At 38.7% G+C, this 25,634-nt stretch carries 23 protein-coding genes; 16 read left to right on the top strand and 7 right to left on the bottom strand.

Features of this window, described 5'->3' with window-relative positions:
- Positions 1-2 precede the first annotated feature (2 nt).
- From MHH23_RS18105 to MHH23_RS18050, 12 genes are all read left to right on the top strand, one after another.
- On the top strand, positions 3-5,207 hold the full coding sequence (locus MHH23_RS18105; protein WP_340960000.1) for a hypothetical protein: 5,205 nt from the start codon (positions 3-5) through the stop codon (positions 5,205-5,207).
- A complete protein-coding gene (locus tag MHH23_RS18100) occupies positions 5,204-5,971 on the top strand; it encodes a distal tail protein Dit (protein WP_340959998.1) in 768 nt (255 codons plus the stop codon). Before MHH23_RS18105 ends, MHH23_RS18100 begins: the two co-directional genes overlap by 4 nt.
- A gap of 16 nt (positions 5,972-5,987) precedes the next feature.
- Positions 5,988-9,308, top strand: coding sequence for a prophage endopeptidase tail family protein (locus tag MHH23_RS18095; protein ID WP_327862183.1), 3,321 nt, complete (start codon positions 5,988-5,990; stop codon positions 9,306-9,308).
- Between the two features lie 19 nt (positions 9,309-9,327).
- Positions 9,328-9,741, top strand: coding sequence for a hypothetical protein (locus MHH23_RS18090; protein ID WP_165378746.1), 414 nt, complete (start codon positions 9,328-9,330; stop codon positions 9,739-9,741).
- Positions 9,713-9,850, top strand: a complete 138-nt coding sequence (locus tag MHH23_RS18085; RefSeq protein ID WP_165378747.1) for a hypothetical protein — start codon at positions 9,713-9,715, stop codon at positions 9,848-9,850. The genes MHH23_RS18090 and MHH23_RS18085 overlap by 29 nt, the downstream gene beginning before the upstream one ends.
- The gene (locus MHH23_RS18080) at positions 9,843-10,052 is read left to right on the top strand and encodes a hypothetical protein (RefSeq protein ID WP_024720115.1); all 210 of its coding nucleotides are present in this window, start codon (positions 9,843-9,845) and stop codon (positions 10,050-10,052) included. The genes MHH23_RS18085 and MHH23_RS18080 overlap by 8 nt, the downstream gene beginning before the upstream one ends.
- A 40-nt stretch (positions 10,053-10,092) precedes the next feature.
- Entirely contained in the window at positions 10,093-10,512 is a 420-nt protein-coding gene (locus tag MHH23_RS18075) for a phage holin family protein (RefSeq protein ID WP_327862182.1), read from the top strand.
- A 51-nt stretch (positions 10,513-10,563) separates the two neighbouring features.
- A complete protein-coding gene (locus MHH23_RS18070; protein WP_327862181.1) occupies positions 10,564-11,349 on the top strand; it encodes a peptidoglycan recognition protein family protein in 786 nt (261 codons plus the stop codon).
- Positions 11,350-11,477: 128 nt separating this feature from the next.
- Positions 11,478-12,248: a DUF3800 domain-containing protein gene (locus MHH23_RS18065; RefSeq protein ID WP_340959994.1), complete on the top strand. Its 771-nt coding sequence runs from the start codon at positions 11,478-11,480 to the stop codon at positions 12,246-12,248.
- 1,590 nt (positions 12,249-13,838) lie between these two features.
- Positions 13,839-14,291 carry a MarR family winged helix-turn-helix transcriptional regulator gene (locus tag MHH23_RS18060; protein WP_041506695.1) on the top strand — a complete coding sequence of 151 codons (453 nt, stop codon included), beginning with the start codon at positions 13,839-13,841 and terminating at the stop codon, positions 14,289-14,291.
- A 21-nt stretch (positions 14,292-14,312) separates the two neighbouring features.
- A complete protein-coding gene (locus tag MHH23_RS18055) occupies positions 14,313-14,831 on the top strand; it encodes a GNAT family N-acetyltransferase (RefSeq protein ID WP_268431653.1) in 519 nt (172 codons plus the stop codon).
- A gap of 20 nt (positions 14,832-14,851) precedes the next feature.
- Positions 14,852-15,457 carry an FMN-binding negative transcriptional regulator gene (locus MHH23_RS18050; protein ID WP_268431655.1) on the top strand — a complete coding sequence of 202 codons (606 nt, stop codon included), beginning with the start codon at positions 14,852-14,854 and terminating at the stop codon, positions 15,455-15,457.
- Positions 15,458-15,602: 145 nt separating this feature from the next.
- Here MHH23_RS18050 and MHH23_RS18045 read toward each other — a convergent pair whose 3' ends face one another.
- Entirely contained in the window at positions 15,603-16,139 is a 537-nt protein-coding gene (locus MHH23_RS18045) for an LptM family lipoprotein (RefSeq protein ID WP_024426726.1), read from the bottom strand.
- 237 nt (positions 16,140-16,376) lie between these two features.
- Here MHH23_RS18045 and MHH23_RS18040 point away from each other — a divergent pair, with 237 nt between their 5' ends.
- Positions 16,377-16,820: a hypothetical protein gene (locus MHH23_RS18040; protein WP_268431656.1), complete on the top strand. Its 444-nt coding sequence runs from the start codon at positions 16,377-16,379 to the stop codon at positions 16,818-16,820.
- A gap of 30 nt (positions 16,821-16,850) precedes the next feature.
- Here MHH23_RS18040 and MHH23_RS18035 read toward each other — a convergent pair whose 3' ends face one another.
- The 3 genes from MHH23_RS18035 to MHH23_RS18025 form a co-directional block, all read right to left on the bottom strand.
- Positions 16,851-17,201, bottom strand: coding sequence for a DUF4064 domain-containing protein (locus tag MHH23_RS18035; protein ID WP_096881078.1), 351 nt, complete (start codon positions 17,199-17,201; stop codon positions 16,851-16,853).
- A gap of 138 nt (positions 17,202-17,339) precedes the next feature.
- A complete protein-coding gene (locus tag MHH23_RS18030; RefSeq protein WP_144667741.1) occupies positions 17,340-17,807 on the bottom strand; it encodes a hypothetical protein in 468 nt (155 codons plus the stop codon).
- 118 nt (positions 17,808-17,925) lie between these two features.
- Positions 17,926-18,600, bottom strand: a complete 675-nt coding sequence (locus tag MHH23_RS18025) for a hypothetical protein (protein WP_041093255.1) — start codon at positions 18,598-18,600, stop codon at positions 17,926-17,928.
- A 210-nt stretch (positions 18,601-18,810) separates the two neighbouring features.
- On the opposite strand from MHH23_RS18025, the gene MHH23_RS18020 reads away from it, so the two are divergent.
- Positions 18,811-19,179 (top strand): RlpA-like double-psi beta-barrel domain-containing protein, encoded by a 369-nt coding sequence (locus MHH23_RS18020; RefSeq protein ID WP_003213878.1) that lies wholly within the window; start codon positions 18,811-18,813, stop codon positions 19,177-19,179.
- A gap of 73 nt (positions 19,180-19,252) precedes the next feature.
- Positions 19,253-20,302: a hypothetical protein gene (locus MHH23_RS18015; RefSeq protein ID WP_340959990.1), complete on the top strand. Its 1,050-nt coding sequence runs from the start codon at positions 19,253-19,255 to the stop codon at positions 20,300-20,302.
- Positions 20,303-20,520: 218 nt separating this feature from the next.
- Here MHH23_RS18015 and MHH23_RS18010 read toward each other — a convergent pair whose 3' ends face one another.
- The 3 genes from MHH23_RS18010 to gabP all read right to left on the bottom strand — a co-directional run bounded on the left by MHH23_RS18010 (position 20,521) and on the right by gabP (position 24,177).
- Positions 20,521-20,895: a carboxymuconolactone decarboxylase family protein gene (locus MHH23_RS18010; RefSeq protein ID WP_212361029.1), complete on the bottom strand. Its 375-nt coding sequence runs from the start codon at positions 20,893-20,895 to the stop codon at positions 20,521-20,523.
- A gap of 266 nt (positions 20,896-21,161) precedes the next feature.
- Positions 21,162-22,691, bottom strand: a complete 1,530-nt coding sequence (locus MHH23_RS18005) for a multicopper oxidase family protein (RefSeq protein ID WP_340959989.1) — start codon at positions 22,689-22,691, stop codon at positions 21,162-21,164.
- 97 nt (positions 22,692-22,788) lie between these two features.
- Positions 22,789-24,177, bottom strand: coding sequence for a GABA permease (gene gabP, locus MHH23_RS18000; protein WP_340959988.1), 1,389 nt, complete (start codon positions 24,175-24,177; stop codon positions 22,789-22,791).
- A gap of 482 nt (positions 24,178-24,659) precedes the next feature.
- Between gabP and MHH23_RS17995 the strand changes: the two genes are divergently transcribed.
- Entirely contained in the window at positions 24,660-25,559 is a 900-nt protein-coding gene (locus tag MHH23_RS17995; RefSeq protein WP_008344349.1) for a cation diffusion facilitator family transporter, read from the top strand.
- Positions 25,560-25,634: the final 75 nt, after the last annotated feature.

The raw sequence follows: 25,634 nt of genomic DNA, 5'->3' as shown, positions 1-25,634 counted from the left end.
GTTTGATCGAAAAATTAACGGCGGTTGTCGAGGCGCAAACACGTAAGTTCAAAAAGCAAATGGACAAAGTGAATGATATGATGCGTCGGATGCGTGATCATCATACGGTTGAAGTAGATGCTGAAATTGCTGACTTCCAGCGGCGTGTTAGGGAAGCTGAACAGCAAATGGACAGTTTCTTGCGCCGGCACGAACGCAACCGAGTTGACCTGGATGCCGATGCTGACCCTTTAACAAGAGCAGTTCGGATGGCCCGTCAAAAATTGCGTGAGATTCCTCAACGAATCAATACTTATTTTACGGGTGATAACAATCCGTTAACTAGTTCTATAGCTCGTGCTAAAGCAGGGCTAAGGTCAATCGCTCAACGAGTGACAACCGTCATAGCTGGAAATCCTACTCCTTTAGGACGAGCTGTAATTGTCGCACGTACGGCATTATCTTCTATATCTCAAAGAGTAACTTCAATCATTGCAGCTAATGCCAGCCCGCTAGTTTCAACGGTTGCCGTTGCTCGTACCGCTCTTTCTTCAATAGCGCAGAGAGTGACGACAATGATTGCTGGAAACGCAAGTAACTTAAATTCATCTGTTGCCGCTGCTCGTGCTGCATTAGCAAGCATACCGAACAGGGTTACAACAATTATAAATGCAAGTTCTGCGGCTTTGATTCGAGCTGTAACAGTTGCAAGAGCGGCTTTGGCGAGCCTTCCTAATAATGTTGTTGTTAAAATAACAGCAGTATGGAAGGGTTTTGAAAAGCGTCTAGATAAATTCGAGAATGCCATGAACAGGCTTTCAAAGATCACAAATTCAATTTCAAACGTCATGGGAAATGCTTTACGTGGTGGATTGCTTGCTTTACTACCTGCTATTGCTCCTGCTTTATCTGGTGCCGTTGGAGTAATTGGAGCACTTGGTCCAATGATCGGATCAGCTACAGGTGGATTAATGGGGCTTGTTAGTGCTTTTTCTACAGCTGGAACAGGTGCAGTGGCGTTTGGTGCATTGGCAGTTACATCTATAGGTAGTGTTATCAAGGCTGGTCAAGATTTAGACAAGCTACAAGCCAAGCTAGATGATGCCACCAATGCGAAAGAGCGAGCCAAAATCATGGAAAAAATCAAAGTTTTGCAAGAGTCGCTAGGGAAAGAAGAGAAGAAAGCTCTTGCTACTTTAGAAGACTTTAAAGATAACTGGCAAGACATTGCGAAGATCACACAAAAACCCATCTTGAAATCGTTCACGAACTCTCTCTCAACGTTTAAAAAGGTTCTGAATAGTCTTAGACCTATGTTTGTTAATGTGGCTAATGGAGCGGTTACATTAACGAAAAACCTTGATAATGCTTTCAAAGCAAAAGACATGCAAAACTTCATCAAATGGATGAACAACAATGCTGGAAAAGCTTTTGTGACTTTTGGAAACATTGCCGGAAATGTCATGAGAACAGTCATGAATCTCATTGTAGCTTTTGGGCCGTTGGGAAATGACATGGCCGCAAGCATGGAGAAAGCTACAGCTTCATGGGCAAAATGGGCGGCTGGTTTAAGCTCGTCACAACGATTCCAAGATTTTATTTCGTATACCCGTGAAAACGGCCCGAAAATCTTAAAAGTTATCACAAACTTTTCAGGTGCATTACGCCGTTTATTCGCTGCGTTCGGTCCAATGTCAGCTGACATGCTTACATCTTTAGTTGATATGACCGCTCGTTTTAGAGAATGGGCCGGTACCGTTCAACATACAGAAGGTTTTAAGAACTTCATCGCATACATTGAAAAAACAGGCCCAACAGTGTGGAGTACGCTTGGTCAAATTTCTCGGACAATAATAAATCTGTTGATCGGCATGGCACCACTAGGAAAGACGATTTTAGAAACTGTAAACAGCTTCTTGAAATTTTCTAATGCTACAATGGAAGCAAATCCAGCAATTGGACAATTTATCGCAGCTGGTTTATCTCTTATTGGTGTCGTTAGAGCGATTGTTCCGGCAATGGTAGCTGTCAGTTCATTAACTAACGGATTTAAAGATTTTAAAGCAGCGGCATTGTATATAAGAGGCTTTAAAGAAACAGCAGCCGGAGTTAAATTAATTAGTTTAGTGGGCCAGTTGAAATTAGGGATCATATGGATTTCTAAATTTATAGCAAAGTATGCAGTTATGACGGCTCAAGCTATAGCAAACAGCGCTAAAATGGCAGTTTCTTGGACAGCAATGAAAATTTCGGCGTTTGTCACTGCTCTGAAGAACGGAATCGTTCAAATGTCTCTATGGATAAGAAACATGGCTGTTATGGCTGCTCAGTCAATTGTTCAAGCGACGAGAACAGCAACGGCATGGACGATCATGAACATAAATTCATTTATCATGATGTTGCAAAACGGCATTAGACAAATGATACTATGGGTCACCCAAATGGCGTTAATGGCTACTCAATCCATTGCGAATGCAACAAGAATGGCAGCAGCGTGGACAGCAACGAAGATGAGTTCATTCATTCTCATGTTACAAAATGGGATAAAACAAATGGCTTTATTTATTGCTCGAATGGCTGTTATGGCCGCTCAAGCAATGGCAAATGCAGTGCGTATGGCCGCAGCTTGGGTAGTTGCGATGGGTCCTATTGGCTGGATAACAGCCGCAGTAATAGGAATTGTGGCTTTAATCATCGCAAATTGGGATAAAGTCAAAGCGTTTACTCTAAAAGTATGGGGTGCTGTTTCAAACTTCTTAAAAGGATTATGGGAAGGAATAAAGAAAGTCGCTTCCGCAGTCTGGACGGGTATTGTAAATTTCTTTAAAACAACATTTGCAGTTCACCAAAAAATTGTGAAAACAGTTTGGGGAACTATTAAAGGCTTTATAACTGGTGTTTGGAATGCCATCAAAAAGGTTGCATCCAATGTGTGGAACGGTATTAAATCTTTCTTTGTCAATTCATTGAATACACACAAGAAAATATTCACAACTGTTTGGAATGCAATAAAATCCGTTGTTTCGGGCGTTTGGAATGGTATTAAAAATGTAGCTAAATCAATCTGGAATGGAATTAAATCATTTTTCAGCAGCGTTTTAGCCGGCATTAAAAACTTCTTTGTGAACAACTGGAACAACATAAAAAAACTTACATCATCAGTTTTTAATGGAATAAAAAGTTTTATTTCTAGTGTCTGGAATGGTATTAAAAGCACAGTCAAAAGTCTAGTTAGCGGCATTTTCAACACTGTTAAATCTATTTTTAACAACATGAAAACCGCTATTGGCAATACAATGCGAGCTGTTAAAACAACCATTAGTAACATCTGGAATGGAGTTGTGCGGTTCTTCAAAGGAATAAATCTGTTTAGCATTGGTAAAAACATCATAGCTGGTCTTGTTCGTGGTATTGGTGGAATGGCATCTAGTCTTTATAATAAAGCATCAAGCATCGTCAACAATGTCAAAAACACCTTCACCAAACTATTTAAAATCCATTCTCCTTCACGTTGGATGCGGGATGAGATTGGATATAACTTGGGTGCTGGTATGGCTGTTGGTTTGGATAAATCAACAAATACCGTTGTTTCTTCTGCCAAAAAGACAACGCAGGCGGCGCAAAAAGCGGCGCAAGCTGAAACGAAAAAAGCTCAAAAGCAAGCGGAGGCATTGAAGAAGAAACAAGCAGCTGCGGCACGTAAAGCGAATGCTAGAAGAAAAACAGGCGTTGATAACAAAATCAGAGCTGTCGAAACCAAGTTTGACACAGGTAAGATCAGCTCAAAGACATATATCAAGCAATTAAATGCAATCAAGAAACACAACAAGTTAACATCTACTCAAAATGCGAAGATCCAGCGTGAAATATACAATGCACAGAAGAAAACACAGGCTCAACAGAAGAAGAAGGCACTTGAGGCACAGCGCAAAAAGGCAAAAGCGCAGTTGGCGTATCAAAAGAAAGTCTCTCAAAAGATCGCTAATGCAGAAGTGAATTATGACACCAAGAAAATAAGCGGTCAGACATACATCAAGCAGCTTGAAAAGATTAAAAAGAAGGAAAAACTGACAGCTGACCAGCGTAATAAAATTCAACGGGAAATCTATGCAACGCAGAATAATCTAACTAGAGAAGCGTTGAAGAAGAAAGAAAATGAGAAAAAAGCAGCTGAAAAACTGAATAAAGGTATTATTTCAGCCAACAACAGCTATTTGTCCAAGTTTAAAAGCATTAATGATAAATTGACTAATGACATTAAGAAGGCCAATGAAGAGTATAAGAATGCTCTTAAAGATCGTACTGATTCCATTTACAATGCTATGGGATTATTTGATAGTGTCACCACAGAGAAAGTAAGTGGGTCAAAGCTTCTGGATAATCTTCAAGCGCAAATTGATAAAATGAAAGGTTTCCAGTCTGACCTATCAAAACTAACAGGCAGCGCACCAAAAGAATTCGTTGATGAATTAAGACAAATGGGCGTGGGATCAGCTGATCAAATAAAAGCTATTGCTTCCATGTCTGCTCCAGAGCTAGATAAATATATCTCTCTATGGAAACAAAAACACAGCATGGCAAGCGAACAAGCGACAAAAGAACTTGCGGATCTTAAAAATGCAACAACTAAAAAGATCACTGAATTGAGAAATGCGGCTAACTCAGAACTAAACAAACTGAAAAATGAATACATGAATAAGATCAGTGAATTGACTGTAAATGTTAAGCAGCTGGGATCGCTTAAAAAGAGCGGGAAAGCTATTGGATCTAACACGATGGCTGGCATTATTTCAGGAATGAAAAACATGAAAGGCGAGCTTGCGAAGGAAGCCAATAGCATCGCATCTACAATTGAAAAAACGATCAAAAATAAGCTGAAAATTCATTCGCCTTCACGTTTAATGCGTGATCAAGTGGGTGTCATGGTGCCAGCTGGTATTGCTGTGGGGATTCAGCAAGGCGTGGGTACTGTGAGTAAAGCGATGAATTCTGTAAAGGATGCTATGTACATCAAACAAGAGGATTTAAACATCGCTTACGATGCTTCTATTACAAACAGTAAAATAGGAGCGGTTAAACACGAATTGAGTGCAGAGCTTCAAAATATTGAACTTCCTGAACAAGTGATTGTTATTGAAATGGACAGCAAAAAGGTCGGTCAAGGTGTTGCGAAACCGGTAGAACATGAGCAGAAGAGAGCTAACGCAAGGAGGACGAGGATCACATGATCAATTATCAAAAACTCGTTCCTAATGAATGGAAAATCACTTTTGATGGAACCGATATATCAAAATATTTCTACCTGAAAGAGACACCAAGCGGTAGGGGTGTTGTGGGTCGAGAGGTAAAGATTGACACGATAGGGAATCGTCCAGGCGGTTTTCTTCGTGGTACTAGATTACCTGTTAGAGTGATAACCCTAGAAGTGCTATTTGCATTCAGTAGTGAAAGTGAACTGAAGAAAAAACAGGAGGAATTGAACTATATTCTTCACACAGATGAAGAAAAGCCGCTTGTTTTCTTCGATGAACCAGACAGGACATATAACGCCATATTTGAGAGTTTGACAGAGGGTGAAACAAAGGGAGGCTTACAACATGCCACACTAACCTTTCTTTGTTCTGACCCTAAGAAATATGGGGCCGCAGCAGCGTATGAATTAGGCAAAGGAGTCCAAACATTCACAAACCCTAGTTTAGCGCCAATCGAACCACAAATTGAATGTATTTTTACAGCAGCAGCCACTTCATATGAGGTGGCTCTTTTACATTCAGATGAGAGTGTCAACAAAGTCATAAAGGTTGTACACAACTTTATTGAAGGAGACACGCTTGTGATCGACATTGCTAAACGAAAAATCATGAACAATGGAAAAGCAATTATGAATGGCCTGCAAATTCAATCAGAGTTTTTTGATTTTCCTGCTCAAAAACCCGTCAAACTAAAATTCAGTCACAAAAGCAGTATCAAATTTAAAGAAGCCTATCTATAGAAAGGGGGTCCGTCATATGGCTGAGATATTCATTTTATCGCCAGAAGATGAACTTTTGGCTGTTCTGTCCAGTGACGGACAGGACTCGTGCAATTTTTGGGATGCAAAATATAAAGAAGAACTCAACTTGGGTTCTTCTTTTTCTTTTATTGCGGATGCTTCCCATCCTGACGCACGTTATCTATTTGAAGAAAATCAAGTGGTGTTCCGAGATAAGGACGGCGAATTACGGGCATTTGTCATAAAAGAGCTTGATGATACGGATGATGGTGCTGAGATTAATACGCTTGTTACTTGCGAAGCAGCAATGATGGAACTAGCAGAAACAATCATCAAAGAAAAACGGCCAAAAGATAAAACTGCACAGTATGTTCTTGATCAAGTGTTTGAAAGAACTCGCTGGACCGCAGAAGTGACCGCCGAGCTAGGACTAAACTCGACATCATTTTATAAAAAGAATGCTCTTGAATGTTTAAGCGATGTCTTGAACAAATGGGGCGGCGAATTTAAAGACATTGTGGAGTTTGATGGGAATACCATCACCAAACGCACAATCAAGGTCCTGCCGCGCAGAGGTAAAGACAGCGGCAAACGGTTTGAAATTGATAAAGACACTGAAAGTATAAGACGTACTGTGATCAGCTATCCGAAGACTGCTTTATATGGTTATGGCGCATCATTGGAAACGACTGACGATGACGGAGAAGAAACAGGGGGATATTCCCGTTTTATCGACTTCGCAGATGTTGAGTGGAAGAAAGCAAATGGTGATCCAGTAGACAAGCCGAAGGGTCAAGAGTGGGTAGGCGATCCAGCTTTATTGCAAAAATACGGCCGCTTGAAAAACGGGGAATTAATTCATAGAGAAGATATTTTCAACGATGAGGATATTGAAGATCCTGAAGAGTTATTGAAAGCAACATACAATCATCTAATTACGGTGGCTTCAATAACTGAGGTCAATTATGAATTATCGGTTAAACTGCTTGAAGGTGTTGAGGGGTATGAGCACGAGCATGTTGATCTTGGAGATACAACCATCGCTATTGACCGTAATTTCGCAATCCCGATCGAAACTTCACAGCGAATTATAGTAATGGAATACGACATCACCGATCCTGAAAATACATGCGTCGTTGAGATTGGGCAGTTCTTATCAGCCTTACAGGGCGATGATCGAGTAAAGCAGCTGCAAAAGATTATTGATAACAACCGCGGCACATGGGAAAGAAAGCCGGATGCGGGAAATGTGACAGATGGTAGTTTTCCGAATACGAAGCCGCCCCGTCCATCAAATATCAAGGCAGAAGGTTTATTCAAGACCATTTCACTTACATGGGATTACAACCCCAGTTCCTATATCGCTGCATATGAAGTGTATGCGTCGCAAAATAAAGGATTTACGCCAACGGCAGCACAGCTTATTTTCAGAGGTAAAACAGGAGGCTGGCACCACCAAGACGGTGTAGATGTTGATCAAGTATGGTATTACCGATTGAGAACCATAAATACACATGGAACGGCTAGTGATTGGTCAGAAGAATATGAAGCAAAGACAGTGAGAATCCTCACCGATGATATTATGTTCGGTGCTGTCACAGCGGATAAACTGGCCGCTCTATCAGTGACAGCAGACAAACTATATACTGACATTTCAAACTCGAACATCTTACCGGGTTCATTATCAAGGCCTAGTGATCTAGCTGGACTTAATTCTGCTGAATTAACTGTAAATGAACAGGATTACAATGAAGTTACTGTAACAAAAAAACTTACAGATAATATGCTTTTTGGAATTTCAACATCTCCACGTAAATCGTTAAAACTTGTAAACGGAGAAACTTATACTTTTTCAATAGAAGTTAAACGAGGCAATTTGAAGAATTTCAATTACTTGAATTTCCGTTATTACATTACACCCGGAAATCTTAAGAGACAAACTGTTGAGACTTCTTTTGGCGATATTTCTAACTTGCCATCAGATGAGTTTGTGCGATTAAACTGTACTTTTACTTACACTGGAGATACTGCAAGTAACTATTATTTGCTTTTCGGTGCTTATACAGAGAACGCTTCAGATGAAGGCACATTTGTCTTTAGAAATCTTCAGTTAAGAATGGGTGAAACAATAAAAGAATGGTCTGCCAGTCCTTTTGATGTGATGCTTACCGAAAAATCTATTACATCAGTGCATATCAATGACGCTGCTATTAACTCAGCGCATATTTCTAATGCAGCGATTGGATCAGCTGCAATCGCAAATGCAGCAATTCAAAAAGCGCATCTAGGAACAGCAATTATTGATACTGCTCATATAATAGACGGTGCCATTACAAATGCCAAAATAGCCAATCTATCTGCTGATAAAATCACAGCTGGCACGATTAAAGGTATCACGATAGAAGGTTCGCTTATAAAAGGTGCTAGAATCGAGCCAATTTCTCAAAATTCAAGATATAAATCTTATATAACTGCTAATGAGATATATCAAGAATATTATGATGGGAATACAAACGTATTAACTATAAAAGACGGAGTTTTTAAACAGTTCTATAAAGATGATGAGGCAAAAGTTGTCTTTGGTGGAACCACTATTGATAAGGGTTTCATAACTCTTGAAGGTGGTACGGGAACAGTAGTTACAAATGGTGATGTTTATAGAACTCACATTTATTCTGATTGGATAGAAGGATCTGTAATCAAAATGACTTCGGACAATGGGAAAGGCGAAGTTGAAGTTTTATCTATGAAGGCAGAGTATAGAGAGTTTCAAATTTCCTCCAAATATGAAACCATAATGAAAAATTTAGGTGCAAAAATAGAGGTCAAAGGAACTGGAACTTACTTTGAGAGTTCTAATAGCATTAGCACTGAAGGGAATTTTTACGCAAAAATAGCTGATGGTTATTTTGCTGTACAAGCTGCAAAAGGCTTTCTCATACAAGCTACAGATGGATATGGGGATCTACGTGCACACACTATTAATATGTATAGTGGTAACCAAACAAACACCCTTTTGAGAGCTGCAGGTGTTTGGCATGAAAGGTATATGAACTCGCTTCAAACAAACTGTCAAATTATTTTTGATAATGTTACTGTCAGAATGTCCGGTAATTCTGGAAGCTATGATTACACATTTGGAGGCTTTCGGAATATAGAAAATGTCTTTAATGTTTTTTTGCAGGTGGAAGGATCGAACTCAAGTGCTGTCATAGCAGCATTTGAAAATAAAACAACTTCAGGTTTCAGGATCTATATAAGAAATGCTGCTGGAATAGCTAGTGCCAACGACCGGAACTACACTGTTAACATAATGATGATTACAGAAGCAATATAGAAGGGAAGGGGGATTCAGTTTGATTGAAATTAGAGGAGATAAGAGATTCAATCCATTTTTTCGCTCTTTAAAAGCTAAAGAGACAGATCAAGGAATTGAATTGAGCGCTTGTACTATTCATCACAGGTATGAAGGGGAATTAGTTATAGGTGAGCTTCCAGCAGCCTTGATAAAGCTAGATGCGGATGAAGAAAACAGATATTCAGTGCTGTATGACCTTTATATAACGATGGATGAGGAAAAAAATCACGCTTATCATTTAGACAAATGTTACATGTCACCTAATCAAATGCCGTGTTATGCCGGGTCCGACTATCTCGTTTTAACTCTATTAAGTATCAGAGTAGATGTTGAAGGTGAAAGAGAGGGGTATATAAATGCGTTTGTAGAAAGGGTGATTGAAGATGAAGGAACTGATACCCAACGTAATTAGAGGTGACGCTCCTACAAAATCACTGGAAGAAAGATTGAAAGAAGCAGAAAAAACACTTCAAGAGATTAAAGAAGAAATTAAAATGCAGGAGGATATGACACATGAGTAATGAGATGACAAAGGAACAGCTGCAAACAGAGCTGAAAGCGACACAGTTAAAAGTAATCAGTCTAAGCGAGTTACTTAATGAAGCAAACAATAAATTTGCAGAGGTGAGGGCGACATATACGATGTTGTCTGAAGAACATAAGAAGCTTAAAGAAGCTTTATTAAATCAACAAGGGAATGACACAAACGCAAACGCTGAATAGGCGTTTTTATTTTGCCTTCTTTAAGGGGGTGACTAACGAAATGGAGGAAACAATAGTGTTTATTAACTTTGAAACTTTGGATTTAGCGAAGACTTATTTATTTGGCGGAGTGAAATTTTTGGACTTGCTCGTACTGTTAAGCGTCATCGACGTTTTAACAGGAATCATAAAAGCGTGGAAATTTGGGAAGTTGCGCAGCCGAACAGCATGGTTCGGTTACGTGCGAAAAATGCTTAGTTTTGTGGTGGTGATTGTGGCCAACATTATTGATCAGATTATGGGTTTAAATGGAGTGCTGACCTTTGGGACAGTGCTTTTTTATATTGCAAACGAAGGTCTTTCTATAGTAGAGAACCTTGCACAGATCGGCGTTAAAATTCCGGCTGCAATCACTGACAGATTGCACGTGATTGAAAATGATAGTCAAAAAGAAGAATCAGAAAAGAAAGCTGCTGAGTAATCGGCGGCTTTCTTTTAATACTAAAAACAATTTTAAGGAGTAGATCAACCAATGGTAAAGATCGTTCAGGACTTCATTCCGAGAAGTAACAAGAACCGTCCGGGCAACTATATGAAGCCTTTATATATTACTGTCCATAACACTGCTAACACAGCCAAAGGAGCAAATGCAGCAAGTCATGCAGCATTTGTTAAACGCTCATCTACAGGTGTAAGCTGGCACTACACTGTGGATGATAAAGTCATTTATCAACATCTGTCGTTGAATGAAAATGGATGGCATGCGGGAGACGGCAGAGGAACGGGCAATATGAAATCAATTGGTATTGAAATTTGTGAAAATAGTGACGGAAACTTTGAGAAGGCGGTAGAAAACGCCCAATGGTTAATTCGTCAGCTGATGACAGAGCAAGGCATTCCATTGGCCAATGTCGTGCCGCATAAGAGATGGAGCGGAAAAGAATGTCCTCGTAAGCTGCTTAATCGTTGGGACAGCTTCAAAGCGGGTATTGCAACCGCAAAGCCGCCGAAAGCGACACCTGTGAACAATACACCTAAGCCAAAAACAAGCACGTCCAAGAAGTCATTTAATTTACCATCTGGCATTTTAAAAGTCACGAAGCCTCTTACAAAGGGATCAGCAGTAAAAGCCGTACAAGAAGCCCTAGCCGCTCTTTTCTTCTATCCTGAAAAGGGAGCGAAAAACAATGGAATTGACGGCTATTATGGACCGAAAACAGCAGATGCGGTCAAGCGATTCCAGCTTATGCATGGGCTCACAGCAGACGGCATTTACGGGCCGAAAACAAAGAAAGCCATTGAAAAAGTATTGAAATAAATATAAAGCCTTCTCTTTTTTTAAAAATTGAGGAGGCTATCTTCTTTACTATTAACAAATTGAAAAAGGGTATTCTTGTAATATTTCTGAAAATATAATACTATGAAAAATAAGAAAACTTTTACAGGGTGATTAAATTGTTCTACATAGATGAATCAGGGAGTATTCCAAAACTCTATCCAAAAAGATATAAAAATCGTTTTTTTGTTATAGCTTTTGTTCATACTGACAATCCTAAAAAATTAAAAAATACATATAAGAGAGCCATTAGTCGATTGAGAAAAGATTATCCAGATTTTTTTAAATACCTTCCTAATCCGAAGGAACTTAAAGGGTCAGAGACACCACCTTTCATGAAGTTATTTATATTTCAAAAGTTGTTTAAATCGACGGATATTAGGATCGGTCATATGGTTGTTTTAAATCAAAAAATTGATCAGCGTTTTAGAGAAAGTCCGGCACGTTCATTTAATTATTTAGTTTCAATAATGATGAAGAATTTCCCATTAAGTGATGAAGACCGAAGGATATTAAATTTGCAAATCGACAATAGGAATGCAGCCTTACCATCTTTGAAAGAACTTGAAGGTTATCTCTTCCCGGAACTAGTCCTTGAAAAGCAGATCACTAAAGAAGTTAATGTAGATTACTTACTTTCAGATCAATCAATTAACATTCAAGTGGCTGATATGGTTGCAAATACAATTTATCAATATTATCGATCGATTGGGTGTCCTTTTCCTCAATTTGATCAAGTGAATGAAAATACTGATCAAGTTTATTTTGAAGGTTGTGAATTTCTATACAAATTTTTAGAACAAAAGATATGTACACCTTTTGTTTTTCCGCCATATACAAATGTTTCTGATGAAGCTGCTGCTTCTAAGGAAAAGTATTGACATGCAGTCTGCTGGTATGTTATATTATATTCACAATAACAAGTGAGTCCAAGAAACACGCGACTAATTCTACGTAAGCTGCCTGTGTGGTAGCCGTGTTATGGCAAGTTATTGTTTACAAAAAAGCCATTATTAAGGAATGCTGTATCCTTAATAATGGCTTTTTTTATTAGTTATAAATTATATACTTCATGACTAATACTCTTGAAATTCAGATGTTTTCAACTAGGGATATTTCCTAATTGTAGAATATTTTGTAAAAAAATATACACATTAATATGGATTTCTGCTATATTTAAATAGCTGAGTACGCTTACTCCTTCTGTAATTGTAGCACGAACTACATAAACCGAGCAGGGGAACTGAAGGAGGGGCGGAATTGTTTTTCAAAGAGAAACCACACAAGTTTCAAGTTATTGCATCAATTTTCGGTAATATTTCCAAAGGGTTTTATTTTGTTTTAAAAATCTTCCTTGATCTAAAAGGATGATTTAATTAACTAACCAGTTGCAAGAGATTTAAGGGAGCTCTGGGAGAGCTGACCACTCTAAATCTAGCTTAGCGTAAATAACTCCTTGTGAAGGAGAAGCGTCTTTCTTAAGTTATCTTAAAACTGGTTGGTTTTTAATCTTATGATTATTCTTTCCGTAATAGAACAAATTTAAACATAAAAAAGTCTCTTAAACAGATGACCAATCTGATAAGAGACTTTTTTGTCTAGAGGGTGATCTACAGAGTGATCTGGTTGCAATTTTTTTTAGAAACAGACTTTCAAAACAATCGGTTGTTATTTGAATTCTGAGAATAATAACCCTATTATCTACTCTGTAAATAAGGAATGTTTATTCAAAGTTTATTCCACACATCATTATTATAACGCAAATTAACTTAAATGTAACCTTTTTTTGTAAAAATATAATGTGTTATTTGTTTTAAATCAAATTTAAACAAAAGATTTTGTTATGAATTAATTATATAATAATGCAAATTTCTAAATGAATGGAGATGATTAACTTCTTCTTATATTACTCACACCTATACCATCCTAATGGATGGTTTTTTTGGTCACAAGTTTGGTCACAATAAATGAAATTGAATGTGAATATCAATAAAAAGACGAAATAACATTTCAATTAAATTAAAGAGATAAAGGGCGAAATAAATAGGAACGAATGTTCGTGTTTAATTACGATACATGGGTGGAATGATGTAACACCCCCGAAAACCCCTTGAAATATAGGGGTTTTTGTTTTGTCTATTTTTTGGTTAAGAGCGTTAAATGAATTGAAACTTTCACCGCTTTACATCCGTTAACTAAAGAGACAGTGATTTTTTTGGTTTTATCTAACATAAAGAGATGATTTTCAAAAGAAAAGCGGTGATCATATGGGCTTTACGACTTGGGTGGCGATTATAGTTGCACTGGCTGTCGTGTTTGGATTGTTTGGATCGAAGAGGCGTGATAAATAAAGAAAGAGTTGAAAACCCACTTTCAATTAAGAAGTGGGTTTTTTTGTTGCAAATACAACATTAATCAATTATACTAACTTTAGTTATTTGTTGTAAATGCAATAAAAGGAGTCGAGGTATATGAAAGAAATTTTGCGGGAGATCGGCGTGATTGCTCGCGCGCTTGATTCCATTAGTAATATTGAATTTAAAGAGTATGATTTAACGAAGGGGCAGTATTTGTATCTTGTGCGTATTTGTGAGGAGCCTGGCATCATTCAGGAAAAACTAGCGGAAATGATTAAGGTGGATCGAACTACGGCTGCTCGGGCTATTCAAAAATTAGAGCTGCATGAATTTATTGAGAAGAAACATGACTCAGCGAATAAAAAAATCAAGAAATTGTTTCCAACTGAGAAAGGGAAAGCCGTCTATCCAATGATCAAACGAGAACATGATCATTCAAATCGGGTAGCGCTGGATGGGTTTTCTGAAGAGGAAGCGAAACAGATTTATCAGTATCTTTTGAGGGTGCGAAAGAATATCGAAAAAGATTGGGAAGATGTGAAAAAAGGCAAAAAGAGAAGCTACTAATGACTAAGGAGGGGTTACTTCATGACCGTCACGCTCATTCGGTGTAATGAACAACATATAAAAGAGCTGCAAAAAATCGGAATCGATACTTTTATAGAAACGTTTCAGGAGCAAAACAAGGTGGAGCATATCGACGCATATGTGAAGACAGCTTTTCATTCGAACCAGCTGCTAAAAGAATTACAACATCCCTTTTCACAATTTTATTTTGTTCAAGTGAATGGATGCCTTGCTGGTTATTTAAAGGTCAATATGGACGATGCACAGTCAGAAGAGATGGGTGATGACACATTAGAAATTGAACGCATTTATATCAAACAGTCCTTTCAAAAACTAGGATTAGGTCGATATTTAATGAATCAAGCCTTTGAAATTGCAGAGAAACACCATAAACGTGATGTTTGGCTTGGGGTGTGGGAGCATAATAAAGCCGCCATGGCATTTTATCAAAAGCTTGGGTTTGTTCAAACAGGGGTGCATGCTTTTCACATGGGAGACGAGGAGCAAATGGACTTCATTATGACCAAAACATTGAGATGATCAAAAAGGGGGAAGGGAACATGCATATACCATCATTTTTTCAAGTGAAAGATATGGAGAAAATCAAATCATTTATTCAATCACATTCATTTGCTACAGTTGTGACGACAACGAATGAAAAGCCCATTGCGACCCATATTCCAGTGAGTTTTCATCAAATTGGCGATTCGTATGTGATCTCAGGGCATATGGCGATTGGAAATCCTCAGTGGAAAACGTTTGAAGAAAATGAGAAGGTGCTTGTCATTTTTCAAGGGCCGCATGCTTACATATCCTCTTCGTGGTATGAGAAAGAAGCCGTACCGACGTGGAATTATCAAGCTGTACATGTATATGGAAAGGCTTCACTGCTTGAAAAATCAGAACTGGTCAAGGAATTAACAGTGATGCTGGAGACATATGAAAGTCATAGAGATCAGCCAGTGTTATGGGATACGTTATCTGAGGAACTGTTAGAGAAACAAATGAAAGGGATTGTGGGCTTCAAAATCATCATTGATGAAGTTCAAGCTGCTTTTAAGTTAAGCCAAAATCGCCGTGAAAGAGATTATGCTCACATTATTGAACAGCTGGAAGCAGAGGGTGAAGTGGAAATGGCGGCTGCGATGAAAAAGAGTTCCATGTAAGAGACTTCTCGAAAAATCAGTTATTCTTATGAAGTATTAAAATGAATGAATCGTTACTTATAAACAAAAACACTTTCTTTTCGGAAAGTGTTTTTTAATGTGATAAATAAAAAGGCCCTCATTATTCAAGGGCAATAGCGAAAGTTTATTTTACTTTTACTGTGAAGGTCACATCTTTACTATTCATGTAATCGTCAGTTGTGACATTTCCAAATTTTAGCTTTAATTCTTTGATGTTTTTAATGTTGATCTCTTTGCCTTCAGGAGCTAAGAATTGAATAACACCATCTTGTTTAACGCCACCTTCAACTTCGCCACCAATATCGCCATCAGTCATAAACATATTCGCATCTAATTGCATGCTTCCAGCTACAACTTTACCTTGGTCTGGATAGAAGTTTAGAACTTTATCTGTCGTATTTTCGATATTCATTCCTACATTGATTCTATCCTTCATAATTTTAATTTCGCCAAGGTTTACTTTCATTCCTTGAGCAGTTGTTTTGTGTTTGCTCGCATTTATTTTTTTTGAACCATCATCTTTTTTGTTTTTTGATTGTGTTTTTGTGCTAGTAGACTCTTTTTCTTTAGATGCGCCTGTAGACACATCTTCTGTTGAGCCGCAAGCAGCCAGTGTAAATGTTAGCCCTAAAGCTAAAAATAAAGCATAGAATTTCTTCAAAATGAAAATCCCCTTTTGTTTAATTTATATAAGCGTCTTGCACTTATATATTGACCATGACTATTATAATAGGATAAAAGCACCTTTAAATCAACAAAAAATGATAAAAATAGAAAATAATTGTTTTTGGGTGGTTTTTTGATAAACCAGTTAGCTTAAAATTACATAAAATCCACTTCTGATGACTTAAAACGAGTTTGAATTTCCTTATAATAGAATTATTATAAGAGATTGGGAGTGATTAAAATGGATGGTTCGTCAATCAAGATGGTTAATAGAGAGGATCAACATGAATTCTCGTTTCTGAATATATCTTCAAATACAGTTGGGGCTCTTTCAAAGGAATTTGCTGAGAGGATTCTAAAGGAAAGGAAAGTAGATGAAATTCATCAATTGATGTATGTTCCTATTGAAAATCATGAAGACCTTAAATGGCTGATCTACTCTTTGCATAAAGCCATCATGGATGAAAAAGATGTAAGTGTCGCTCTTGAATTGGCTGACCTACTCTATTTCTTTATTGTCCCTGCTTACAAAGAAGAATTGATGTGCAAGGAAGATTTGTCACACATGATGGATGATATATTGTTTATATTGGATCTTTGGACAGATGAAAACATAATAGAGTTAGTTGATGCCATTCAATATGAATTACAAAAAGTAGAGAGAAAAGGCTTGTAGAGCAATCTCTACAAGCTTTATTCTCTATTTTTATGCAGTTGTGTTATTGACGACAGTCTCTTTTCTAAACACGCCCATGCATCCTGCGATGAGGATTAATACAGCTGGAAGGATAAAGAACATAGAAATAGAAATAATACCACCAACAGCAGATACTAATAATAAAATCCCGCCAAGCTTTGCTTTTTTCTTCACGATAACAGATGCCACAATCGCAAGAATAGAGAAAAGCATCGCTGCCCAGCCTAATCCTGTGATTTGACTCGTACCTGATTCACTAAATGCCGCATCGAGTCCTCCAAAGGCAATGGCAAACATTGCACCGAAAAATCCAAAAATACCTCCAATTAAGCCTAAAACAAATTCCGTTGTTCTTTTCATGATACTTTCCCCCGATATGTAAATAAGAATTATTGGTACTTAAGAACCAACACAATCTTACTCATCGGCATTCTTTTCACAATGTTAATAGTTTTGTTAAAAAAAACAAGAAAATCCATAAAGAATTTTCTTGTCCAATTACTGGGCTCTCTCCCAGGTAATCTTTGTTTCAGTTGTTGTTTTCTTTCCTTTTGCCAGTACTTTTCCGTTTTCCTGTTTCACGGTAATGTTTAGGTCATAAAAGGAGTAGAGGGCGCCGAGGCTGTCATTTTCCGGTTTATGCAGGTTGTTTTCCTTTTCAGTGGATGCACCAATAGCTAGTGTTTTGGCAAAGTTCAAACCAATGACTTCAGCGTAATCACTATTGGTCTCAGATGAAGCCGTCACGTTTAAGGAAATGACTTTTTTCTTTTGATCAACGGTGATCGCTGTGTCTTTTACGAGCTTAGACTGCTCCATGACCTCTTTCGTTTCATTTTGAATGCGTTCATTAATCGTTGGAAGTGCCGTAGATTCTGTTTTTTCTTCTTTTGTCGTATTTGAGCAAGCTGCTAGGATAGAGAAGGTTGCAACAAGACTCATGAAAACAAGTAGACTTTTTCTCACGTTCTTTCTCCTTTGTTCTTCAAAGTATGTATGCTTATGTTACCACGAATTGATGTTTTGATTAAAAGAGAAGTGTTGATAAGCTGTGAACAATCAAAAGCACCCAAAGTTGGGTGCTTTATTGTGCTGAAAGGGTTGTACTAAGTGGGATAGACGAAATGACCGTGAATTTTGGAGCCGGAGCACCAGATTCTAGATTTTTGCGTAAAAGAGATGATTTGACGGTGCCGTCCCATTTTTTATAGACACTTCCAGATGTATTTGCACGGAGCTGTACATTAGAGAAACTTGCTTGCGAGTAGCTGTTTGTTCCATTATCTTGTACGCCGTGTACCATTTTGACGACATCGAGGTCTTTCAGACGACTAGGATTGAAAACAGGCTGTTTATAACGCAGTTTCCCGTTGACGTATAGTGACACTGTGCCATCACCATTGTTGATGAGCTTTAAGTTGACACGTGCACCATCTTTAATACTTGAATCGTATTCGCTGTTCCAATATTGACTGCCGCCTTGGGAGCCGGTGCCCAGGAAGACCTTATAGCCAGAAGATGTTTTTGAAATCCCGCTTTCAACAACGGCAGAACCGAGACCAAGATACCAGTCGGCATAGCCATTTTTAATAGTGGCTGTTTTTGGCAGCACAATATCAGCCGAGATACCTGACCATTTGGCTTCATCCGTTTGTGTCACGATGGCGCCGTGACGAGGACCAGCCGCAGAGGCAGGAATACTTGAAAGCATCAATACGAAGGTCAAACTTACACTCAAAACGATGAACCACTTTTTCATGAAAATTCCTCCTTATCTTTGATTCATTTCTATTATATAAAACAAAAGGGAGGGATCTACTGACAATGTTCTGGCTGTTTTTGGTGAAATTTATGAACAAAATCGGTCATTAAGTGGTCAACTTGTATTCGAATTGTAATGTGACTGTAAAATAACTGGGTGCATCTTCATGTATAATAGGGTCAGAAACCAAATACGGAGGATTTTTTAATGAATAAAAAGCTTATCGCGACAATCGTAACAGTAGCTAGTTTATTTTTAGCGTTTAGTTTCTCACATGGAGCAAGTGCAAAAAAAGTAAGCGGCAATATTACATGGTATAATGGTGTCGGTAAAAAAGGCGCAGATGGAAAAAAACTCGGTCATTGGGATGCAGCAACGAAAATGGGATTTGACGTACCGAAAAAAGGTACAAAACTAAGAGTGACAACAAAAGCGAAACCACATAAAGTGATTACAGTATATAAATATGATGTAGGTAGAATGCCAAACGCAGTATTAGACGTAAGTCCGAAAGCATTCAAAGCACTTGGGTATAAAACAAGTAAAGGTGTCGTCAAAGGGCATTACACTTATTAATACATAGGCATGCAAAGAAGCGGGAAAAGTTTATTTTCTGGCTTCTTTTCTTGTGGAGAGGGTCTGAAAGTCAATGAAAAAATCAACATGGTGGATCATCACAGCAATTGGAGTCGCAGTGATTGCGGCCGTCATCTTCTTCATGATGAAGCCGGGGCAAGAGGCAAAACATGAAGGAAAAGTGAAAACAAATCAAGATGCAAAAGACGAATTGCTTGTTTCATTTACGGATCAAAAGTTAAACAATACTTATTACTTGCATGACAAGGCGCTTCATACAGAGAAACTGACAGCATATCCTTCAATTGCTTATGATCAGGCGAAACAGCTTTTATACTACACGTATACAGATGAAGACACACAAAAAGTAAGTATACGGGAATTGAATGTGAAAACGGATAAAGAAAAAACGCTCTTTACGAGTGACGATTCAATCGACAGTATGAGACTTTCTGGTGACGGAAAACAGTTATATCTAAGGTATAACAAGGATTCAGGTGAGCAATTTTATGTAGCGTCTTTTGATTTGAAAACACAGAAAGTGAAAGTGTTATATCCAGAAAAAAGTAATGATGATACGGTGAGTTCTTTTGCTTATGATCCAGCATCAAATCTGTTGGCCATTCAGCATTATTCGTTAAAAGAGGATTATAAAAAGACGGATGAGGCAAATGAAAAAGGAATGGATCCTGAACCAACGACCATGAAGATTACCCTTCAAACAGGTGAGAAGGGTAAGCGAATTGCACGTATTTCTCAAACCATCAATGATATTTCTTTTTCACCAGATCATAAAAAACTCATTTATACAGAAGTGAAGGTTCGAAATGAAAAAGAAGTATCATCTATTAAGGTGATGGATGTAGATACAGGAAAAACAAAGCCACTTGTTAAAAACAGCCAAGATGTGCGTATTTTAAGTGCTGCCCAGCCACAATTTTCTGCGGATGGTACATCTGTTTATTTCTTAGGTGTTGCAAAGAACGCAAAGGAATTAAAGGATGACACAGGACGAAAGGCGAAGGTCAGAACCATTTTTGAATATGATATTAAGAAGAAAACAGTAGAAACCGCTTGGGAGAAAGAAGGCGGGATTGTTAACAATTTCACTGTCAATCGGTAAAAGGTGCGCGTTCAGTTATTTTATATAACTGGACGTTTTTTTATTTTGTCATGGGATGTGTCGGTGAAAAATGCGGATTTGTGAAATGAACATCACTTTTTAAGCAAGGAAATGAGTGGTATTTTGATATTTTGCTACTGTGACAGAATCAGCGTAAGAGAGTAAAGTAAGTGGAAATAAAAAAACGAGAGGACAGAAGACTTCTCGTTTTCTCTTATTTATTTATTGTTTTCATCTAGTAAGTTTTGAAAAATAAACAAGGCATTAATGGAATGAGGGAATCCTGCAACCTTTGTACAGTGCTTAATGATCTCCATAATCTCTATAACAGAGAGCCCGATATGTAATGCTTGTACAAAATGAGCTTTTAACTCTTCATCACAATCACCTTTTGCAATGAGAGCCGATAATGTGCTGATGGTCTTCTGTTTTTCATCTAATATGAAGTGATTGAATTCTTTTTGTTCACCGAGTTCAATTGTTAGTTGTTCAATGTTTGATCGAATGCTCTCGTTTTCATGAATTGAAAGCTTCTCCCTGTTACCTGCCACTGTTTCTTGCTTGACATGGCAAGTCTCTTTTTCTTCATTCAAATTGAACTCCTCCGTTTTTTATGACGATTTTCTATTTGTTCGTGCTTGGTTTCTTAAGTGCCTTTTGATAGAGGTAATGGGTATATAGTAGTATTATCGGTTTACTTCGTCAACTTTTTAAGTGTGGAATGTTCAAAAAAATGCCATTCATGCGATACATTGTTCGTTTTTCTCATGGAGATTGAAAAGAAAATAGAGGGCTAATATATAGAAGCTGTTAGCCCTTTTTATATTACGCAATTAAGAGAGAGGAGGTTTCATATTTACTAAATGATATCCATCGGCCGCATCATGTCATAATCCTCGTGTTCTAAAATGTGACAATGCCACACATATCGTCCGCTATATGGGACAAACCGAGCGATGATGCGAATGACTTCACCGGCATGCGCCTGAATTGTATCCTTGTAGCCTTGTTCATGCAAAGAAGGCGCTTCATTTGGTCCTGTATACACGATTTCACCTGTTGATTGATAGATGTCTGTATCGAATGGTCTTCTATCAATCACCCGAAATTGAACAAGATGTAAATGAATAGGGTGTGTGCCCCTTGTTGGGTTGACAATGTTCCATACCTCTACACTACCAAGTCGAGGATTTTCCGTGACAGGATCATTCCAAAACCGGTTATCTAGCAATAAAATCGGGCGCCCATATTTATCTTGTGTGCCAGTAAGCGTTAGCGTTCGCTCGTTATCAGCTCGGCTCGGTCGGAGCGGTGGCAGTGGTTTGAAGATCGGACGTAATGTTTTAGCTGCTCTTCCTTTGAGCGGACGAGTGACTTTAAACTGCATAATGTTCGCATCTGTTTCTGGATTGACATCCTGACCGCAGCCTGCCGTATTTTTTAAAACAATCGTTTTGTTTTCATAAGCTGAGAAGTCGATGATGACATCAAAACGTTCAGCAGGTGCAATGCTAAAAGATTGGTGATGAACAGGTCTTGGCAAAAAGCCGCCATCAGATCCAATTTGTAAGATCGTGGCGTCGTTATCTAGATGAAGCTCGTAAGTTCTTGTATTGGACGCGTTTAAGATACGAAAACGATATTTTCGCGGCTCTACTTCTAAATACGGCCAAACTTTTCCATTGACTAAAATCGTTTCCCCGCAAAAAAATGGCACGATGGAGGGATCTGGAAGGTCACTATCTTCTGGTGTGTTATTTGGTCTACTTGGATAAAACAGTGCGCCATCCTCCTGGAATGTCCGGTCCATGATCATTAAAGGGATATCATATTCATCTTTCGGTAATTCGAGTGATTTTTCAAACGCATCTGAGATCAAATAAAAGCCAGCTAATCCGGCGTATACATTTAATCGTGTTAATGCCATGGCATGATCGTGATACCACAATGTGCATGCTTGCTGGTGATTAGGGTATTCGTAAACCTCTCGTTCAAAGAAGGGACCGGTCGCTTCAAAGTCTCGCGAAAACCAAGCCTCCGGATAACCGTCACTGCTTGCAGGTGTCACGCCCCCATGCAGGTGAACGACTGTTTTGACTTCGGGTTCATCATGATGTCCAGCGTGAATGGTATGATCGACAGGCAGGAAGTGTTTCAACGGCAATTTGTTCATCCATTTCACTTTGACCTTTTCATTTCGATTCGCTTTAATGGTTGGACCCGGCAAACTGCCATTATAGGTCCATAGCTTGGTTGGGGGCAGATCTCTATGAACTTTTAGGAACACCTCCTCCATAGCGATTTCATAATACGTTTGTCTTGGGTTTTTTTTGACGGGCTCTGCGACTTCTGGAATTGGCAGCTCGTCAACAAACTTTTCTAGGTTCATGTTGACTAATCCTCACTTAAAATCAATTTGATACATTATAAGTGCGGACATCCAAATAGGTGAATAAAATAAAAAAACCCGCTTTTCAGCGGGAGAATTAAGGGTGTTTATTTTCAAGCGCTGCACTTGCAGGCACTTTTTTATTCGGTTTAAAGATGAAGTAGGCGGCTAGTACACCGATGGTAATGATGCTTGTCAGTATGAGCTGAGGTCTCATCGATTCGATAAACAGCATAGAGGCCAAGATGGCGCAGATGACCAAAATGGTAAAGTACGTAAGGTATGGGAACAGCCACATTTTGATTTTGAGTTGCTCTGGATTTTCTTTTTCAATTTTACGACGCATTCTTAATTGTGAAACGGCAATGACCAAGTAGACAAGAAGTGCAATGGCACCAGAGGCATTGACTAGAAATAGAAAGATGGTTTCAGGGTAAAAGTAGTTCATCATGACGGCAATATAGGAAAAGAAGGTACCTGCGACTGTCGCTGCTACAGGGACACCGCGTTTGCTGATTTTCATAAAACGTTTTGGTGCTTCGCCTCTTTCAGCTAATGAATAAAGCATTCTGGACGTTGTGTATAGGCCGGAGTTTAAACAAGAAAGAACGGCTGTTAAAACAATGACGTTCATGACTTGAGCGGCTGATGGGACACCGATGTATTCTAATACTGCAACGAACGGGCTTGTTAAAATATTCGCTGAATTCCATGGGAGTAAAGTGACAACGACGGCGATCGACCCGACGTAGAACACAATAATACGCCATACAACTGAACGGGTAGCTGTTGTCACAGATTTGACAGGGTCTGCTGATTCACCTGCGGCAATTGCCACAATCTCGGTTCCCATGAAGGAAAAGATGACAACGACAATCCCGAGGAGCACAGAGCCGAATCCGTTTGGAAGGAAACCGCCATTCCCCGTTAAATTGGCAAGACCTGCAGTATGATGACCGCCAAAACCAAAGATAAATGCAAAACCAATGAGTAGGAATAGAATAATGCTGATGACTTTAATCAATGAAAACCAATATTCAAATTCGCCAAAAGATTTAACAGAAAAGATATTTGTCAAAGTTAAGAGGATTGTGAGGATAAGACTTGTGAGCCAAACAGGTGCATCTCCATACCAATATTGAATAATGGCAGCACCGGCAATGGCTTCGATGGCGATGACGATGACCCAGAAGAACCAGTAAAGCCAGCCGATTGTAAACCCGGCCCACGGGCCGATGGCGTCGCTCGCATATTGTGAGAAAGAGCCGCTTGTCGGATAGGCACATGCCATTTCTCCAAGCATTCTCATAATAAAGATGACCAGAAGTCCGGCAAATGAATAGGAAAGAATCGATCCAGGCCCTGCAGAATGAATGACAGCACCACTACCAACAAATAGCCCTGCCCCAATGACCCCGGCAATGGAGATCATTGAAATATGTCTTGTCTTAAGGTTTTTTTGAAGACCGTTTGTCATGTTGGACATTTCTTTACCTCCAAACATTTCTCTTTTATTCGAGAGTTTGTTTTTAGAATATTTTAAATTTTATCATACTGAATTGTCATTCAGCATTGGACAGGTTATCAAACTGACATTTCAAACCTCTTAACATGATGTTAAAAAGTATAAAGGATTTGAGAGATTATGTTCCCTCATTTTCCTCTGCCCATTCTTAAAAATAGCATAAGAAGGAAGAAAGAAAAGTTGTGTTTTTAAATAAAACTATTCTGACAATTAGATAGTAGAGTGATTTTGTTCTTTTTCATTTTTCGGGGTGGTTTTGAAAAACATTGATGGGAGTAGGTCTTGAGGTCAATTGACCTTATAAAAATAAGTTTGCTTAGGTCAACACATTTCTATGTATCCTATTTTGCTGATTCAAGCGAATCATGTTGCTGTAGACCCACACGGGCTTGGCTTTGTAAGATAAATATAGAAAAGTAATGTGTGAGGAGGCGCTGTTCGGTATGGAGCGCTACAACGAATTAAGACAAGGTGAAACAGGTGCTTGGGTCAGCATTATAGCCTATGTGATCTTATCTGCTGTCAAACTGATCATTGGGTATGTGTTTCATTCAGAAGCCCTTTCCGCAGATGGCTTGAATAATACGACTGATATCATTGCTTCGCTGGCCGTATTAATTGGGCTGCGTATTTCTCAGAAGCCACCTGATGAGGATCATCCATACGGTCATTTTAGAGCTGAAAATATTGCGTCACTTGTGGCTTCCTTTATTATGATGCTTGTCGGGCTTCAGGTTTTGCTGAGTGCAGGCCAGTCGCTTTTCTCATCAGAGCATCAAACGCCTGATATGATTGCAGCTTGGACGGCAGCAGGAAGTGCTGTTGTGATGTATGGTGTGTATATGTATAACCGTAAACTGTCTAAACGAATTAATAGCCAGGCGCTATATGCGGCAGCGGCTGATAATAAATCAGATGCTTATGTGAGTATCGGGACGTTTGTCGGAATTATCGCCTCTCAATTTCAGCTGGCGTGGGTTGATACGCTTGCTGCGTTTGTGATTGGCTTAATTATCTGTAAAACAGCGTGGGAGATTTTCAGAGATGCGTCTCATTCGTTAACGGACGGTTTTCATATAAAAGATATGTCTAAATATAAAGAGACGATTGAAGCGACACCAGGAGTGGGCGATTTGAAAGACATTAAAGCTCGTTACCTTGGAAGCACCGTCCATGTGGATGTGGTCGTTGAAGTAGAACCGCATTTAAACATCGCAGAAAGCCATGATATTGCAGATGAAATTGAACGCAGAATGAAGCAGGAACATGATATTTTACACTCTCATGTTCATATGGAACCAGCAAGTGAGCCTAAAGAGGAGCAGAAGTCTTTTCCGTCGTGAGAAGGCTTCTTTTTTCTACGTGTTGATGTTTCATGCAAATGCGTGTTGTATGGTAAAGTTAGACTATATGAAAAT

It is taken from the genome of Bacillus sp. FSL K6-3458, from assembly GCF_038005045.1.
Taxonomy (GTDB): Bacteria; Bacillota; Bacilli; order Bacillales; family Bacillaceae; genus Bacillus; species Bacillus altitudinis.
The sequence above is the reverse complement of the archived record's forward strand: the minus strand, read 5'-3'. Positions and strand labels throughout refer to the sequence as shown.